Origin of the sequence: Pseudomaricurvus alkylphenolicus (assembly GCF_011683955.1) — a bacterium.
In the GTDB taxonomy this organism is placed as follows: Bacteria; Pseudomonadota; Gammaproteobacteria; order Pseudomonadales; family Cellvibrionaceae; genus Pseudomaricurvus; species Pseudomaricurvus alkylphenolicus.
Map to the genome: position 1 here is coordinate 139,503 of NZ_JAAQPI010000006.1, position 15,457 is coordinate 154,959.

Here is a 15,457-nt window from a genome sequence, read left to right on the forward strand (position 1 = left end):
ATATTGGACAGACAGCCATCATCAAACAAGCTCAGCTATCTGTTGATTGATTTTTTGCGGGACACCGTGGATCGCCTGCTCCCTTGCGACCTGAAGTGCGTGGCCAAAACCCCGCTCATCAGCGCTGCCATGACTTTTCACGACAATTCCCTGCAAACCTAGAAAACTCGCGCCATTATAGCGAGCAGGGTCAAATTTTGTATGCCATTTTCGCAACAGGGGACTGGCAATTTGGCCAGCCAGCCGTCCCAACCAGTGACTTTGCAGCTGTTCTTGCAGCTGTTCACCCAGAAGACGGGCCGCGCCCTCCCCTACCTTAAGTGCCACATTGCCGGCAAAACCGTCGGTGACCACCACATCAAACTCACCGGAAAAGATGCCGTCCCCCTCCACAAAGCCGCCGTAACGGATACGCGGGTTGGCGGTTAAGGAATTGGCCGCCAGGCGAATCTGTTCGTGTCCTTTTATGTGTTCAGAGCCCACATTAAGCAGCCCCACGACCGGATGCCGGATGCCGTCTGACTCCGCCAGAATGCTGCCCATCAGTGCAAACTGCTCCAATTGCTCCGAAGTACAATCCAGGTTTGCCCCCAGATCCAGCATATAACAGTGGCCGCCTCGACAGGGCACGGCCTTGCAGATAGCCGGCCGATCAATCCCGGGATAGGTTTTGAGCATAAATTTGCCCATGGCCATCAGCGCACCGGTGTTACCGGCGCTGACGCAGGCGCTGGCGCGCTCATCCGCCACTGTCTCAATGGCCTGCCACATCGACGACTGCTGTTTTTGGCGCAGTGCCAGCGCGGGCTTGTCGTCCATGGCGACCGTATCGGGAGAATGAACAAAGGTGACATTGGCGGGCAAATCGGGCAGCTGCAGCTGCTGTTCATCGCCAAACAGGGTGAGATTAAGCTCGGGGAAGCTACCGGCGAAGACAAGGGATGCCGGTAACGTAGAACGGGGACCTAAGTCCCCGCCCATCAGATCAACGGCGATCGTCAATCCGGCTGACAAACGAAAGATTCGCTGTCTTAGCTATAGTCGATATCGACGATTATTCGTCGTTACCGGTCTCAACGACCTTGCGGCCCTTGTAGAAGCCATCAGCAGTAACATGGTGACGCAGGTGCTTTTCACCAGTGGTTGGATCTACGGACAGGGTTGGTCCGGACAGGGCATCGTGAGAACGACGCATGCCACGTCTGGAACGGGTTTTCTTACTTTTCTGAACAGCCATGTTGTGCTCCTATTACTCAAAGTTCGCCGGAACCGGGGCGCCTCAGGATTTCGGCGAGCCCTTAAGTTGTTCCAGCACTTGAAACGGGTTACTGGTTTGAGAGGCCTCTTCTTCGACCTCCTCACCAAAGCTGGTCTGCTCTATGCACTCCTCTTCGTGGTAGGACACCATGGGCAGATTCAGCAATAATTCGTCTTCGATAATGGTATAGAGATCCGCCTGGCCTTCTCCGAGGATCAACCCATCCAACGCCCGCGGCAGCTGTTTGGCTCGCTCTTCGTCCCAGACAATCGCCAGATTCAGCTCCGCCGCGAGGTTAATCTCGACAGGTTCCAGGCAGCGCTGGCAGGCTACTTTCAGCCGACACTGGGCGCTACCGGTAATCAGGCGATGCTTCTCTTCGTCCACACCGAACTCAAGTGCCACCTCTACATCTGTGCTCGGATCCACCGAGGCCTCGGCCAGTCGGCTGAGCTCGCTGACGGCGACATTGCCGTTCAGACTCAGGCCCTGCTGGGCGAACTTGCGCGGGTCTATCAGACGCGGCAAATGCTTGTTAGAGGGGGTACTTGACATAAGCGCGCAATTCTATGGATCAGACCGGCCCCTGTCAAAGGAAAATAGGCGTCTAACGGCCTGATTTTGCGATTATTTGGGCAATTCTGGCCGTAAGTCTATAAAATCCCCGCTGACCCCACTTGAATGGACGCAAAAGCCCCTTATGCAACCTATTGTTCTGGCCTCAAGCTCCCCCTATCGCCGTCAATTATTGAGCAAATTGGGATTGGAATTTTCCGCCGCCTCGCCGGATATCGATGAATCACGCCTGCCCAAAGAAACACCCCTGCAGCTGGTGGAACGGCTGGCCAAAGAAAAAGCACAGGCACTGGCACAGACATTCCCAAATCATCTGATTATCGGCTCAGACCAGGTGGCCGCTCTGGACAGAGAGGTGGTCACCAAACCGGGCACCCACGAGGCAGCTGTGGCACAGTTGCGTCGAGCCAGCGGCCGCAGCCTGACTTTTTTAACCGGAGTCTGTCTGCTCAATAGCCACACCGACAACTTTCATGTGCGTATCGCCAGCTACGAGGTGTTATTTCGGAAGCTGAGTGACCAGCAAATAGAAAGATATCTGCAGGTCGAGCAACCCTATGACTGTGCCGGCAGCTTCAAGTCGGAGGGGCTGGGCATCAGTCTGTTTCAGTATATCCGGGGAGATGATCCCAACACACTGGTCGGACTACCACTGATTGAACTGACCGATATGCTTCTGAACGAAGGCGTAGATGTCTTAGCCGGCACCTAGTGTAGTGTATTAGGTAGATTGTCGATTTCAGCAAGTCGCTAAGGGGCCAGCTCCTAGGCGCGTTTGTGAAGGAATATTGGTGATCTTTCGAACAAATGCAACAACGGAGATGGCCCCTTAGCGGCTTGCCCGCAGGGTGACCCTCAAATTCGCCACAGCGTTGTCGCAGTTTTTGAAAAGGTTGACGACATTTCCTGCAAACTGCTCCTAACTGTGACGAATTTGAGGGCCACTGAAACGGCAATCTACTTAATACACTACACTAGATTCATCAGGTCAATCTTGATTTCCAGGGCATCGAGCATTTCAAAGGGCGCGCTTTTGCCGTGGCGCAGTATATGGGTCATACGGAACACCCGATCAACACCTCGGGTGGCCACACACTCACAGCGAAGCTTGACCAGTGGCTTGTCAGGCGCCGTCTTCAGCCCCACCAGCAGGAAGTCCTTTTTACCAAACTCCGGCCACTCTTCGCCCTCGGTATCCAAAGCCAGGCGCATAGCCTCCTCGGAGAAGTCCAGCAGATAAGCCGTGGTCACAGTCTCCTTGCCGTTCTTGCAGACAGTTACCACCAGACTGGTCTCCACCCGCGAATGGCGCCTGGGCTCATGGGTATCCAAAGTGCCCAGCATCACCTCCAGCAGAGCGACGGCCAGACCGCTGTGAACCCCTTCTATCAACTTTTGATTGCGAGTGACCACCGCTTCAAACTTCAGGTGCTCACTGTTGTAGCTGTGAGACATCACCATCAGGTGTGAATGGGGAGCAAATGGCCCACGGCGCCCCAGATTGGCGCGGGAATCGTAGTCGAGTTTGCGCTCCTCGCCAATACCACCCGGGACCACCAGCTGCAGATCCTCTACAACCGTGATGTCCTCCTGCCCCTTACCGGTATTGACAATCAAGCGGGGTGAGTGCTCATCATCATCGAAGACAACATCGTTCTGACGAAAGATAAAGGTTTTGTTGATGCGATATCCCACCACCAGGCTTTCAAGGATGGTGCTTTCTTCATATTCCTGGTGGTAGCGTATACGGCTGCCGATTTTGGCCGCGCTCAGCAGTCGAAAAACCTGGCGCAGGTGCTTTTGGGCGGCGCGGGACATACCTGCGCTCTGCTTGGGCTTTTCAACCGTTGTCTTGACCTTCTTTTTGCCGCCAAACGAAATCATGCCATCCCCTGCAATGCTCTTCATCTATATCGGATAATAACCGAAAAAATTGAGCCCGGCAGAATCTCACAGGGGGATAACGCGTTTAATGTGACTCAGACACGCCTGATCGGGCTCTGAACAGCGGCAACCAATAAAGAAAGCCGAACAGCAGGGTTTGCAGAAAGTGCCCGAAACCACCTCCCGGCAGCCCTTCAAATCGCTTCCGCACCACCAGAAACTCAAGCATATGCGCCACCGCGAGCACCAACACCACCTTCAAAAACAGGTCCTGATATGCGGACAGCACATCAACCCACGGACTGATAGCCGCCACCGCATAGAAAGCCAGCAGCTGCACTTTAAATAGAACACCAACAGTTTTGTTCAAACCTCTCTCCTCCGGACCGAATTGGATTTCCATAAATCAGAAACCAAGATGGTAGGTGCTCAACCCCAATCAACCAATTACACAAAGCGACAAATTTCTTGTGAAATAAGGACATTCCTGCATCATCTGGCCTGATGGAATAAAAACAACTGGCCTGTCGCCAGCGAGCAATTTTCGAGTAGGGTTATTCAAGCAACCACAATTCCAGAGGAAACGGATGAAAACTCTGCTTAAGACCAGCCTCGTTATCATTGTAATCACGACACTGGGTATCTATCTGGCCATCTCACCCGAAGACCCTCCTGCCAGCCAGCTGTTTATCAACGCACACGTGCTGACGATGAATGCAGATACTCCGCTCGCTGAAGCCGTGGCGGTTGAGGGCGACCGCATTCTGGCAGTGGGCAGCAACGAGGCCATCCTCGCCCTCAAGAACGGCTCCAGCATAATTCACGACCTCAAGGGCAAAACCCTGATACCGGGCATTATCGATGCGCACGGACACTTCCCCGGCTCTGGCCTGGTCGCCCTGACAACGGACCTGAGCAGTCCACCGGTCGGCCAGGTCACCAACATCCCACAACTGCAGGAAAAGCTGCGCCAACAGGCTGCCAACACACCGCCCGGCGAGTGGGTCATCGGATTTGCCTATGACGACACCTTGCTGTCAGAAAAGCAACATCCCACCCGCGCGCAGCTGGATGCGGTTTCCACCGAGCACCCAGTGCTGGCAATACACGTGTCCGGCCACATGAGCGTGGCCAATAGCCTCGGGCTGGAAATGGCCGGCTACGACGAAAACACGCCCAACCCAGCGGGCGGAATCATCGTCAAAGACAGCAATGGTCAGCTCACCGGCCTGCTGGAAGAAAAGGCGCACCAGGAGCTGGCCTACCATGCCATGGACCTGTCACTGATTGATTTCTACCACATCCTGAATTTCGCCACCGAAGAGTATGCCTCAATGGGCGTGACCACCGCCCAGAGCGGAGCGGCCGACACAAGCACCATTCAAGGTCTGTCGATGGCAAGTAAACTGGGGCTGATCCCCTTCCGGCTGGAACTCTGGCCCTATTACGACATGTTGGGTGAGGACATACTGTCAGGCGAATTTGACCTGGAAGATTTCAATAGCGACCGGGTTCGCACCCGCACCATCAAAATTGGCGCGGACGGCAGCATTCAAGGCTTTACCGGTTATCTCAGTCACCCCTACCACACCCCCTTCCGCGGAGACGAGGACTATCGCGGCTACCCCATCATGAGCCGCGAAAAACTGACCGATTGGGTCACCCGCTTTCATCAAGCTGGATTTCAAATGGCGATTCACGGCAATGGTGACGCCGCCATTGATGATATTCTCTACGCCTTCGAGCAGGCACAAATTGAGCACCCGGCAGAAGATCCACGCTTGATTTTGATCCACTCCCAAATGGCCCGGGACGACCAGCTGGATAAAATGAAGCAGCTTGGCGTCACCCCCAGTTTCTTCTCCGCCCATACCTATTACTGGGGTGATCGTCACCGGGATATTTTTATGGGCCCGGAGCGAGCCATGCGCATGAGCCCGGCGCACTCCGCCGAAGAGCGACAACTGCGCTACAGCGTGCATCTGGACACGCCCGTGGTACCTATGAATCCTATGTTGCTGGTGTGGAGTACCGTCAATCGCCTGTCCAGTGGTGATCAGGTAATTGGAGAGGAACAACGGGTGCCCCCCATGAGCGCGCTACGGGCTATTACCATAGACGCTGCCTGGCAGATCTTTAAGGAAGAGGAACTGGGCTCTATTGAAGTGGGCAAACTGGCGGATCTGGTGGTGCTTGATGGCGATCCCCTGGTTAACCCCGAGGCCATTCGCGAGATTCAGGTACTGCAGACCTTTGTCGGTGGCGTGAGTATTTTTAAACGAACATCAGACCAAGGATACTGAAACAAAAAAACCCGGCTCTTGCGAGCCGGGTTTTCAAATAGTGGAGGCGCGGGTCGGAATCGAACCGGCGTACACGGAGTTGCAGTCCGCTGCATGACCACTCTGCCACCGCGCCAAAGTGGGAGGCATTGTACGGATATCTCTTTATGAGTCAAGGACTTATTAGCCCCGCTTTTTCTCCTCGATCCATCCGCGGATGTTTGCCTCCAGCACCGGAAGTGGCACCGCCCCTTTGATCAGAATCTGGTCGTTAAACTCACGCAGATCAAACTCTTCACCCAACGCTTGTTCAGCCATATCCCTCAGCTCAAACAGACGAATCTGCCCCAGCTTGTACGAGGTCGCCTGACCTGGCCAGACACTGTAACGCTCAATCTCACGAGTGACTGCGGCCTTGCTCTCACCGGTGTTGCTGTACATCCACTCGATAGCCTGTTCACGAGTCCAACGCTTGTGGTGCAGGCCGGTGTCCACCACCAGGCGGGCTGCGCGGAACAGCTCAGACTGCAGACGTCCCAGGTCGCCCAGCGGGTCGCTCTCGTAGAGCCCCAGCTCTTTGGCCAGACGCTCCGCATACAGCGCCCAACCTTCGCCATACTGGCTGAACCAAAGCATATTGCGGATCATAGGCATATCTTCGATTTCCTGAGCGATGGTCACCTGAAGGTGATGCCCGGGGCTGGCCTCGTGGTAGGTCAGCGTCGGCAGCGTAAAGGCTGGCCAGTCGCCGGTATCCTTAAGATTGATCCAATAGATTCCCGGGCGTGAGCCGTCCAGGGATGGGCCGGTGTAGTAACCGCCCGGTGCACTGTCCTGCTCGTACTCCGCAATACGGCGTACCTCTACCGGCGCCTTGGGCAGGGTCACCAGAATTTTGGGCAGCAGACCGGTAACTTCGTCCATCTGTTTGTTCAGATCGTCCAACAGCTGCTGACGACCCGAGTCAGTATTGGGATAAAGGTGTTTCGGATCTTCCGTCAGGGCGATATAGCGTTCAATAATGCCACCTTCGGTATAGCCCTGCCCCTTCAAAATCTCATCCATTTCCGCCTGAATGCGGGCAACCTCGTCCAGCCCCAGCTGGTGCACCTGCTCGGCGGTCTTGCCGGCCGCTCCGTAGTTTTGCAGGGCAAGCTCATACAGTCGCGTGCCGTTTTCCAACGCCCATATGCCTGCATCCCCCTGAGCCTTTTCAGCGGCCTGTTCCAATGCCTGCTTCAGGGCGGCGTAACCGGGATAGACTTTTTCGGCCACCAGCTTGGTCGCGCGCTCAGCGTAATGCTGACGCTGCTCCTCAGTAATGCTCTCCACCGACTTGAGCCGTTGAACCATGGAGTTCACCAGCGGGTGTTGGCTGGCCTCCACTGCGGTCATCTCGGTAATCACATTGATGGCACCCTGCAGGGCAAACTGGGGAGGAGTCAGTCCCTTGTCCGCCTCCAGCGTCACCACTTGAGCGGTATCGGCCAGAGCCTGGTAAACGGCCTCCAGCCGCGCAAAGTAATCCTCCACATCGTCACTGTTGGTCAAAGGATGTTCTGTCTGCAAAGACCGGGGCAGATCGATATGCGGCCCCGAGAGCTGAGTCACGGTATAAGGAGAAAATACCCCCAAGGCAAAATAAGCTCCGAAAACATAGGGTTTGAACTCGGCCGCCAGATCCAGTGTGGTTTGCATCACGTCATAAGTGGTGGCGGCAGTGCCGGAAAGACTGGTGCGATCAATAGCCGCCAGCCCCTGGCGCAATTCGTCGGTATGGGCCTTGGCCCTTTCAATGGACGCCACCGAAAAATCCGGCAGGCGGTCATTAAATTTCTGCCCAAGGTAGTCTTCAGACACCCCCAAACTGGTGGCAAAGGTGGGCTGCTCGCGCAGAATACGCTTGGCCTGCTCCTCGGTAAAAGCCAGGAATGCTGCCGATGGGGTTTCGGCAGAGGCGCTTTTTGCCGTGCTCTGGATTTGATTTTGTGCATCGACTGCCTGGCCAGCGGCCTGGTCGGCAGTATCGGAATTATTGGCCTGGCAAGCGGCCAACAGTGTCAGAACGCTGGCGCTGGCCAAAAGAGTGAGTTTTTTCATTAGGGTTATTCCTCCGTGTACCAGTGTATGACGAACCCGAGTGAATAACCCGCAATGATTTGACGCCACACCATTAACCAGCGTTTGGCCTGCAGTCGCGCAAGTGCTGCCACATGGCTGCCGGTTACAATAATTGATATGGTAGAAACGTTAACTCAACAAAGCGAGATCCCACTTTGGTCACTTCAAGCAATACACAGTCAGCCTCTGAATCTTATCGAGGCCTTCAGTACCCTCTGGGTCGGGGCTTCTTCCCTGAACCCCAGAAGCCCTATGAGATCGCCGAAGGTGTATATTGGGTGTGCATGCCTATGCCGGGCAACCCGGACCATATCAATTTGTGGTTATTGGAAGACGGCGATGGCTGGACAGTGGTCGACACAGGCATGAATATCCCCTCCATGCGCGACATCTGGGAGCAGCTGTTTGAAGGCTTTATGAAGGGCAAGCCGGTGAAGCGGGTGATTGTCACCCACCTGCATCCTGATCATATTGGCTTGGCCGGATGGATGACCCGTCGTTTCGACTGCCGTCTGTGGATCTCCCGCGAAGAGTACATGATGTGCAAGGCGATGGTGACCGATACCGGCAAGCCGGCACCAGACGTGGCGATCAATTTTTATAAAGCGGCCGGTGTCGGCGAAGAGGTACTGGAGCGATACCGGCAGCGCTTTGGCCATTTTGGCGAAATGATTTCTCCACTGCCCGACAGTTATCGTCGACTCAAGAACGGCGAGACCATTGAGATCAATGACCGCTACTGGCAGGTGATTGTGGGCAGCGGCCATTCTCCGGAACATGTGCTGCTCTATTGCCCGGCCTTGAAAATCCTGATTTCCGGTGATCAGATCCTGCCACGGGAAACCTCCAACGTCAGCGTAATGCCACCCGAGCCGGACAGCGACCCACTGGATGAATGGATGGCGTCCTGTGCCAATATTCGCGAACAGATGCCGGGCAATGTACTGGTGTTACCCGCCCACGAGGAGCCTTTCAAAGGTGTCGGGGTGCGTTTGACCCAACTGATTGAATTCCACAAGGACAAACTTTCCCAATTGTTCAACCTGGTAGATGAGCCCAAGCAAGTGGTCGAGTGTTTTCCGGCAGTATTCCGCCGCGAAATCAGCGGTGGCGCCACGCTCCCCGCCGTGGGGGAAACCCTGGCGCACCTTAACAGCCTGATTCAGCGGCGAATGGTGATGCGCCAGGAAAACCCCGATGGCGTCGACACCTACTTGCAGCTGCCGGACGCCTGCAAATTTGAGTAACGGCCTACCAGGGTAATTCCTGACCGTTCGAATGCCAAAAGGTCCCTGAATTATCCAGATTCAATTCGTCGATACGCTGGGCCAAACGCTCAGCCGCCTGATCGGGCGTGATATCACCGCGCCCACCAATCATGTCCGTGCCGACCAGGCCCGGATGCAAGATGGCTACCGCCACACCCTGGGAACTGAGGTCATGAGCCAGGGACACGCCGGCCATATTTAACGCGGCTTTTGACATACGGTAGCCATAGCGGCTACCGCTGGTATTATCAGCAATGGAGCCCATTCGGCTGGTGATTAACGCAATCTTGCCTCCAGATGACAAGTTATCTCGCAGGGCTTCGCACACCATCAACGGCCCCAGTGCATTGACTTCAAACTGACGCCGAATGGAATCTGCATCAATGCCGCCCAAAGCATCGTAATGCAACACACCGGCATTATTGATCAACACATCAACACTAGCGCCCTTAAGCGCGTTGACTAACTGGGTGATACCCTCTGGATCGGCAACATCAGCACCTTCTATCACATTGACCATTAAGCCATTCAGCTCAGAGCTGCTTTGCCGACAGCCTGCGTACACGGTCCAGCCTAGGTCAGAATAGTAACGCGCAAATGATAAGCCGATACCCCGGTTGGCGCCGGTAATCACAACTGTTTTTGACATCTCAATATCCTCTGCTCTTGCCTTTTAATCTCTGCCTTTGGGCAGCCATTTTCCAACACGGGATTTAATGCCGCTGCCCAGTTTTCGAGTTCCCCCTCCCGTCGCTTTGATGCCTGCCAGCAAGAGTCCGGCCCCTTTCTTTCCACTCTGAGCAACCATACTGGAACTGCGATTGAGTACACGGGAAAATTTGAATCGCCCCACTTCTTCAAAAGTTCGAGCCACCCGTTCAATAGCCAGTTCTTCGCGCTCATCCATGGCACCATCCACTTTGGCAATGCACTCCAGAAAAGCCAGCAGCTCTTTGCTCATGGATTCGTAATTACAGTCGGGGTTTTCGCGTTTAAATTCCGCCAGCGCCTGAGCGATTTCCTTAATGGAATTGTGCGCCCCCTTCTGCTCGATAAAAGTCAACCCGGATTCAACAAACTGCGAATCAAACCCCCACTCATCGATAAAGTAGCTCTCGATCAATGCCCGCTCGTCAGCCTGAACCTCGCCATCGATCGCCGCAACTTTTAACGCCAGGATGCCCATAAAATCAAACAAGGTTAACGCCAATACATCCATTGGCGTATTGATAAATTCGGGTATTACTTTGACACGATCGGCGCTCTGCTTTTTAAGGTATTTTGTCACGCCGACCCATGCCCCGGCGGAAACGATACCTGCGGCAGCCACCCAGCCAACAGGTGTTGCCGCCGTTCCCAGCCCAATAGCACCCAGAATACCTTTGGGAGCAAAAAAAGTCGTGGCCACCAGCGACGATTTGGCAACCCCGGCGCCGGTGGCCGCCACCCCCAGGGTATCCCATGCGTCGGTCAGATGTTTTTTGACCCTCAGGCTTTGGTACGCTTCCTCACCAATATCAAGCTTGAGCTTGAATCGCAGCGGCTCACGAACCACGGCGTCAACATCCTTAAACCACTCGCACTGCTCGAATTGAGACATCGTTTTCTCCACATCAACACAGGTTAATGGTGGCCAACTGTAAATTTGCTGTTAACACTGCTTACCCTCGTTAAGCCAGTCCCGAAATTCAGTGTTAGACTGCCACTACAAACCTCCTTCGACGGACTGAAGCGAACACCGGGGAACCATGAAAGGACTGCTGATCTGCGCGTCAATTGCCGGCGCCGCCCTCATCTACCAGATGATACAACAAGAATGGACGGGGTATGCCTATGTCGGTGGCTACCAGCCCGACAACCGAGTTGTACTGGGTACCTACCCCACCTTAGAAAGCTGCCGAGAAGCCGCCAAATGGAAACTTTCTCTCCAGAACGGAATGGACGGGTTCTACGAATGCGGATTGAATTGCAAAAGCGGTAACTGCGATGAGGTAACGCAATAGCTTTGGAGGCCACTGTTTAGGGGACTCTCAACCATTCAGATTGGTGATGCAGAACCACCTGGCTTACATCGCCCTCTTTTCACTGACCCCAGCAGCCCGATAATTAAAACCTCCCTTCGAGACCTGCCTCACAGAATGTTGAATCGCGCGCCATTATAATCTGCTCCCAGAGCAATCAGAGAGAAGCGGATTCTAATGACCCCACAAGAAGAAATGACTGCACCCTACTCTGGCGACCTGCATTCGTTGCTGGAAGACATTGAATTTTTGACAGCCAGGATTCAGGCACTTCAAGACCGTCCTTTTGCTTTTGCGTCCCTTCGAGAGGCCAAAAAGCAGCTGAGCGGAAAGAGGAAACTGCTCGTTGCCAACCTCAGAGAGCCAGGCTTCTGAAAACACCGAAACCCAAGCAAAAGGCGATTGAGTTTTGCGCCTAACTCTCTGCAGAGAATTAGCCGGATGTCTTCGTTCACCAGCTTGTAAGATATATCTCACAACAGATAGAGAAATTTGCCACTACTTTGGCACGCAATATCTCTTATCATTTATTTCGATGGTTACCTGTCTGAACCCTGTAAGAATGGAGAATCTAGGTGTACAACCGATCAACATCTATAGAATCCTCGCTCCAGGAAGACATCGAATATCTGCAGGCCAGAGTTCAAGTATTGCTAAACCATCCTTCTGCCTACGAGTCATTGGCTAAGGCGAAGCAAGAGCTTGTAATGAAGCAGCAGAATTTGGCAATTCTGCGAGACCGGCAAGGTGCCTTAGTTACGCCATAGTATCTGGCTGAAGTGAAGACCAGCACTAGTCATAAAGACTGCTACACTGAAATAAACCCCAAGGACATTCGAGCCTACCTCGATTGCGAAGACGGATCTTCACCGCAAACACAAACACACCGTAAACAGATTTATCCAGGGAAGTAGCCTGGGCACGGAGCCGTTATGTTTGAGTGTCGACGCAAGAACTGTGACAACAGCGATCATTGCGACCAAGATGGAAATCCCCTTCCAGATCGCCGGAAAAACCGAGGACTGTTTGATGTGAAGGAGCAGTGGTGGCTGAAGGTACAGACGCTAGACAACCATCAGAATCAGGGCTCGCTAGAGCTGGCCCGAGAAGTCATGTCACTGTCACAGAAACGGGCTTGATTTATTGCAGGCAAAATTACCGAGGTGCCGGTATTCTCCTGAAATATGGTGCCCGAGGCCGGACTTGAACCGGCACGACCGTGAAGTCGGGAGATTTTAAGTCTCCTGTGTCTACCAATTCCACCACTCGGGCTATGAGCATCGGCAGGCCAGCAATGAGGGGCCACCGATTAAAGGCGGAGTCGCTTCAGAAACCCTGGCGGCCTCCGAGCGGACGCAAATCCTACCCCACAGGCCGGGACAAATCAATCTAAAATCAACACCTTAGCGATACAAGCCAAAGCTTCGGTCAAGTTTTACTCAGATGGGGATACAGTGGTTTCCGCCATCAGCTCCGGCCAGGCTGCACGAAGGTAGATAACCATGGACCAGAGGGTTAAAAGCGCGGCGATATAGAGCATCACGTAACCCAGAATCAGCCAGTCCGCATGGCTGTCCGGGCTGACCGATAAGAGCGCGATAATGGCCAGCATCTGGAAGGTGGTTTTTACCTTGCCCACATAGCTCACCGCGACGCTGGCCCGTTTGCCCAGCTCTGCCATCCATTCTCTCAGTGCGGATATCACTATCTCTCGCCCGACAATGACCAGAGCAGGTATCGCCAGCCAGGCATTGGCGTGAGCGCCGACAAGCAGCACCAGGGCCACCGCCACCATCAGCTTGTCTGCCACCGGATCAAGAAAAGCACCAAATGGCGTGGACTGGTTGTATCGACGAGCGACGTAGCCATCCAGCCAGTCGGTGATGGCTGCAATCGTGAATATCATGGCCGCCACCGGGTAACTCCAGGCAAAGGGCAGGTAAAACACGATGACCAGTAGCGGAATCAGGACGATGCGGAACAGGGTCAACTGGTTGGCGAGGGTCATGGCGGCCTATTTGTTTGAAATTTATACAACTGTGGGCGGCGTGGCGCGCCCGCGCTGTGCAACTTACTCGCTGTTCAGGGCAGTGTAAATATCCTCGGCGATTTTTTTGCTGATGAGCGGCACTTTGGCCAGATCCTCTATGCTGGCTTTCTGTATTCCCTGCAGACCGCCAAAGTGTCGTAACAACTCCCTTCGGCGCTTGGCACCGACACCGGGAATGTCCTCCAAGCGGGAAGTGCGACGCTTTTTATCACGACGCTGTTTATGCCCGGTGATCGCAAAACGGTGAGATTCGTCGCGAATATGTTGGATAAGATGCAGAGCCGGAGAGTCACCATCGAGTGTCATTTCGCTGGTACCGTCGGGCAGAATCAGGGTTTCGAAGCCCGCCTTGCGGGTGGTGCCTTTGGCAACACCGATCATCAGTACGTCCGTCACGGCCAATTCCGCCAGCACCTCTCGGGCTCTGTTAAGCTGCCCCTTGCCACCATCGATCAGCAGGATATCGGGCATCACGCCCTCCCCCTTCTGGAGCCGGGTATAGCGACGACGCAGCGCCTGCTCCATGGCGGCATAGTCGTCGCCACCGGTAATGCCATCGATATTGAACTTTCGATAGTCGCTCTTCAGAGGACCATTGGTGTCAAACACCACACAGGAGGCGACGGTAAGTTCGCCGTGGCTGTGGCTGATATCAAAACACTCCAGCCGCTCCGGCATGGATTCCAGCCTCAGGGCATCCTGTAAAGCCTCGAATCGCTGTAACGTATTCTGTTTGTTAGCCAGTTGCGCCTGCAGGTTTTCCTTGGCAGCGGTCAGTGCCATCTGCATCCATCGATTGCGCTGACCACGCAAATCAGACTGGAAGGCAATCTGGCGGCCACACTGCTGCTGAATGGCTTCACTGATGACCTCGTGATCACTGACTTCGTGACTCAGCAATGTCACTCTCGGATAATCCCGCTCTGCCCCTTGCAGGTAAAACTGGGCCAAAAATGACGCCAATAATTCACCGCCCACTTCCAGCAGCTGCCCCTTGGGAAAATGACTCTTACTGCCGAGGATTCTACCCTGGCGAATATAGAGCAGATGAACACAGACCATACCGGCCTGCTGATGCAGGGCGATCACATCAATATCAGCGCTGCCGCTTTCGACAATATTCTGGGCCTGGACACGCTTGAGAGCGGCAATCTGATCGCGATAAACCGCCGCTTTTTCGAACTCCAGATTGATGGAAGCCGCTTCCATCTGATCGGCCAGCTCCCTGACCAGCTCATCGCTTTTGCCACGCAGAAACATCTCCGCATGGCGTATGTCTTCTCGATATTCTTCTGCCTTGATCAGACCGACACAGGGCGCAGTGCAGCGATTGATCTGATGTTGCAAACACGGCCGTTGGCGGTTATTAAAAATGCTGTCTTCGCAATTGCGCAGGCGGAAGGTTTTTTGCAGGAAGCCGAGACTCGACTTGACCGCTCCCACATTCGGGAAAGGCCCAAAATAACTGACGCCTTTTTTTTTGCCCCCCCGATGCATGGCCAGACGCGGAAATTCATCGCCGCTGGTAAACATAATATAGGGGTAAGACTTGTCGTCCCGCAGCAGAATATTGTACGGCGGACGCTGCTGTTTGATCAGGTTTTGTTCAAGCACCAGGGCTTCCGCCTCAGTGGGTGTCACCGTAACCTGAATATTGCGAATCCTTGAGACCAGAGCGCGGGTCTTGGGCGACAGGCCTGACGAAGATTGAAAGTAGCTGGTCAGCCGGTTCTTGAGGTTCTTGGCCTTGCCCACGTACAGAATGTTGCCGTCACCGCCATACATCTGGTAAACGCCCGCCTGGCGAGTCACCTGCTTGAGAAAACCGGCAGCATCAAAATGGTCTATGCCGGAGGCGGACGTTTCCTCTGCAGGCTCATTGGGAGCGTCAGGGGTGGTGTCAGACGTTGGTGTGGAATCGATCACAGAGAAAGCTTACTGGGTACAGGTCAAGCGTGACAGTTTACACCCGGGGCACCACCGAGGTCCAAAGCCAC

Annotated in this window: 16 protein-coding genes and 2 tRNA genes; 6 read left to right on the forward strand and 12 right to left on the reverse strand. The window is 54.4% G+C overall.

Going from position 1 to position 15,457, the window contains the following annotated elements; all coding sequences use genetic code 11:
• Window positions 1–21: 21 nt before the first annotated feature.
• From plsX to HBA55_RS16620, 3 genes are read right to left on the reverse strand one after another with little or no spacing between them, the layout of a single operon-like run.
• Window positions 22–1,002, reverse strand: coding sequence for a phosphate acyltransferase PlsX (gene plsX, locus HBA55_RS16610; protein WP_240946130.1), 981 nt, complete (start codon window positions 1,000–1,002; stop codon window positions 22–24).
• Window positions 1,003–1,054: 52 nt separating this feature from the next.
• Window positions 1,055–1,237 carry a 50S ribosomal protein L32 gene (rpmF, locus tag HBA55_RS16615; protein ID WP_166993725.1) on the reverse strand — a complete coding sequence of 61 codons (183 nt, stop codon included), beginning with the start codon at window positions 1,235–1,237 and terminating at the stop codon, window positions 1,055–1,057.
• 42 nt (window positions 1,238–1,279) lie between these two features.
• Window positions 1,280–1,813, reverse strand: coding sequence for a YceD family protein (locus HBA55_RS16620; RefSeq protein ID WP_166993727.1), 534 nt, complete (start codon window positions 1,811–1,813; stop codon window positions 1,280–1,282).
• Window positions 1,814–1,958: 145 nt separating this feature from the next.
• On the opposite strand from HBA55_RS16620, the gene HBA55_RS16625 reads away from it, so the two are divergent.
• On the forward strand, window positions 1,959–2,546 hold the full coding sequence (locus HBA55_RS16625) for a Maf family protein (RefSeq protein ID WP_166993729.1): 588 nt from the start codon (window positions 1,959–1,961) through the stop codon (window positions 2,544–2,546).
• A 257-nt stretch (window positions 2,547–2,803) separates the two neighbouring features.
• Here the strand turns inward: HBA55_RS16625 and HBA55_RS16630 are convergent, their stop codons facing one another.
• Complete coding sequence (locus tag HBA55_RS16630) at window positions 2,804–3,742, reverse strand: PilZ domain-containing protein (protein ID WP_166993731.1); 939 nt, start codon at window positions 3,740–3,742, stop codon at window positions 2,804–2,806.
• Between the two features lie 61 nt (window positions 3,743–3,803).
• Window positions 3,804–4,088, reverse strand: coding sequence for a hypothetical protein (locus tag HBA55_RS16635; protein WP_166993733.1), 285 nt, complete (start codon window positions 4,086–4,088; stop codon window positions 3,804–3,806).
• Window positions 4,089–4,305: 217 nt separating this feature from the next.
• Here HBA55_RS16635 and HBA55_RS16640 point away from each other — a divergent pair, with 217 nt between their 5' ends.
• The gene (locus HBA55_RS16640; protein WP_166993735.1) at window positions 4,306–6,021 is read left to right on the forward strand and encodes an amidohydrolase; all 1,716 of its coding nucleotides are present in this window, start codon (window positions 4,306–4,308) and stop codon (window positions 6,019–6,021) included.
• Window positions 6,022–6,062: 41 nt separating this feature from the next.
• Here the strand turns inward: HBA55_RS16640 and HBA55_RS16645 are convergent.
• Together HBA55_RS16645 and HBA55_RS16650 are read right to left on the reverse strand one after the other, a co-directional pair.
• Window positions 6,063–6,136, reverse strand: a tRNA-Cys gene (locus HBA55_RS16645).
• A gap of 47 nt (window positions 6,137–6,183) precedes the next feature.
• Window positions 6,184–8,100, reverse strand: coding sequence for a DUF885 domain-containing protein (locus HBA55_RS16650; protein WP_166993737.1), 1,917 nt, complete (start codon window positions 8,098–8,100; stop codon window positions 6,184–6,186).
• A 311-nt stretch (window positions 8,101–8,411) separates the two neighbouring features.
• Between HBA55_RS16650 and HBA55_RS16655 the strand changes: the two genes are divergently transcribed.
• On the forward strand, window positions 8,412–9,368 hold the full coding sequence (locus HBA55_RS16655; RefSeq protein WP_240946131.1) for an MBL fold metallo-hydrolase: 957 nt from the start codon (window positions 8,412–8,414) through the stop codon (window positions 9,366–9,368).
• 4 nt (window positions 9,369–9,372) lie between these two features.
• On the opposite strand, the gene HBA55_RS16660 is transcribed toward HBA55_RS16655, so the two are convergent.
• Both HBA55_RS16660 and HBA55_RS16665 read right to left on the reverse strand, forming a co-directional pair.
• Window positions 9,373–10,038, reverse strand: a complete 666-nt coding sequence (locus HBA55_RS16660; protein WP_166993741.1) for an SDR family oxidoreductase — start codon at window positions 10,036–10,038, stop codon at window positions 9,373–9,375.
• 24 nt (window positions 10,039–10,062) lie between these two features.
• Window positions 10,063–10,989, reverse strand: a complete 927-nt coding sequence (locus tag HBA55_RS16665; protein ID WP_166993743.1) for a tellurite resistance TerB family protein — start codon at window positions 10,987–10,989, stop codon at window positions 10,063–10,065.
• A gap of 148 nt (window positions 10,990–11,137) precedes the next feature.
• Between HBA55_RS16665 and HBA55_RS16670 the strand changes: the two genes are divergently transcribed.
• From HBA55_RS16670 to HBA55_RS16680, 3 genes are all read left to right on the forward strand, one after another.
• Complete coding sequence (locus HBA55_RS16670) at window positions 11,138–11,392, forward strand: hypothetical protein (RefSeq protein WP_166993745.1); 255 nt, start codon at window positions 11,138–11,140, stop codon at window positions 11,390–11,392.
• Between the two features lie 195 nt (window positions 11,393–11,587).
• Window positions 11,588–11,785, forward strand: coding sequence for a hypothetical protein (locus HBA55_RS16675; RefSeq protein WP_166993747.1), 198 nt, complete (start codon window positions 11,588–11,590; stop codon window positions 11,783–11,785).
• A 557-nt stretch (window positions 11,786–12,342) separates the two neighbouring features.
• The gene (locus HBA55_RS16680) at window positions 12,343–12,549 is read left to right on the forward strand and encodes a hypothetical protein (RefSeq protein ID WP_166993749.1); all 207 of its coding nucleotides are present in this window, start codon (window positions 12,343–12,345) and stop codon (window positions 12,547–12,549) included.
• 46 nt (window positions 12,550–12,595) lie between these two features.
• Here HBA55_RS16680 and HBA55_RS16685 read toward each other — a convergent pair.
• The 3 genes from HBA55_RS16685 to uvrC all read right to left on the reverse strand — a co-directional run bounded on the left by HBA55_RS16685 (window position 12,596) and on the right by uvrC (window position 15,383).
• Window positions 12,596–12,682: transfer RNA gene (locus HBA55_RS16685), tRNA-Leu, on the reverse strand.
• Window positions 12,683–12,845: 163 nt separating this feature from the next.
• A complete protein-coding gene (gene pgsA / locus HBA55_RS16690) occupies window positions 12,846–13,418 on the reverse strand; it encodes a CDP-diacylglycerol--glycerol-3-phosphate 3-phosphatidyltransferase (protein ID WP_166993751.1) in 573 nt (190 codons plus the stop codon).
• A gap of 63 nt (window positions 13,419–13,481) precedes the next feature.
• A complete protein-coding gene (gene uvrC, locus HBA55_RS16695; RefSeq protein WP_420821504.1) occupies window positions 13,482–15,383 on the reverse strand; it encodes an excinuclease ABC subunit UvrC in 1,902 nt (633 codons plus the stop codon).
• Window positions 15,384–15,457: the final 74 nt, after the last annotated feature.

Bases quoted from the DNA above. Each gene is read 5' to 3' on its own strand.
- rpmF (WP_166993725.1), bottom strand. From the start codon at position 1,237: ATGGCTGTTCAGAAAAGTAAGAAAACCCGTTCCAGACGTGGCATGCGT.
- HBA55_RS16620 (WP_166993727.1), bottom strand. From the start codon at position 1,813: ATGTCAAGTACCCCCTCTAACAAGCATTTGCCGCGTCTGATAGACCCG.
- HBA55_RS16625 (WP_166993729.1), top strand. From the start codon at position 1,959: ATGCAACCTATTGTTCTGGCCTCAAGCTCCCCCTATCGCCGTCAATTA.
- HBA55_RS16630 (WP_166993731.1), bottom strand. From the start codon at position 3,742: ATGAAGAGCATTGCAGGGGATGGCATGATTTCGTTTGGCGGCAAAAAG.
- HBA55_RS16640 (WP_166993735.1), top strand. From the start codon at position 4,306: ATGAAAACTCTGCTTAAGACCAGCCTCGTTATCATTGTAATCACGACA.
- HBA55_RS16650 (WP_166993737.1), bottom strand. From the start codon at position 8,100: ATGAAAAAACTCACTCTTTTGGCCAGCGCCAGCGTTCTGACACTGTTG.
- HBA55_RS16655 (WP_240946131.1), top strand. From the start codon at position 8,412: ATGCCGGGCAACCCGGACCATATCAATTTGTGGTTATTGGAAGACGGC.
- HBA55_RS16660 (WP_166993741.1), bottom strand. From the start codon at position 10,038: ATGTCAAAAACAGTTGTGATTACCGGCGCCAACCGGGGTATCGGCTTA.
- HBA55_RS16665 (WP_166993743.1), bottom strand. From the start codon at position 10,989: ATGTCTCAATTCGAGCAGTGCGAGTGGTTTAAGGATGTTGACGCCGTG.
- HBA55_RS16670 (WP_166993745.1), top strand. From the start codon at position 11,138: ATGAAAGGACTGCTGATCTGCGCGTCAATTGCCGGCGCCGCCCTCATC.
- HBA55_RS16675 (WP_166993747.1), top strand. From the start codon at position 11,588: ATGACCCCACAAGAAGAAATGACTGCACCCTACTCTGGCGACCTGCAT.
- HBA55_RS16680 (WP_166993749.1), top strand. From the start codon at position 12,343: ATGTTTGAGTGTCGACGCAAGAACTGTGACAACAGCGATCATTGCGAC.
- pgsA (WP_166993751.1), bottom strand. From the start codon at position 13,418: ATGACCCTCGCCAACCAGTTGACCCTGTTCCGCATCGTCCTGATTCCG.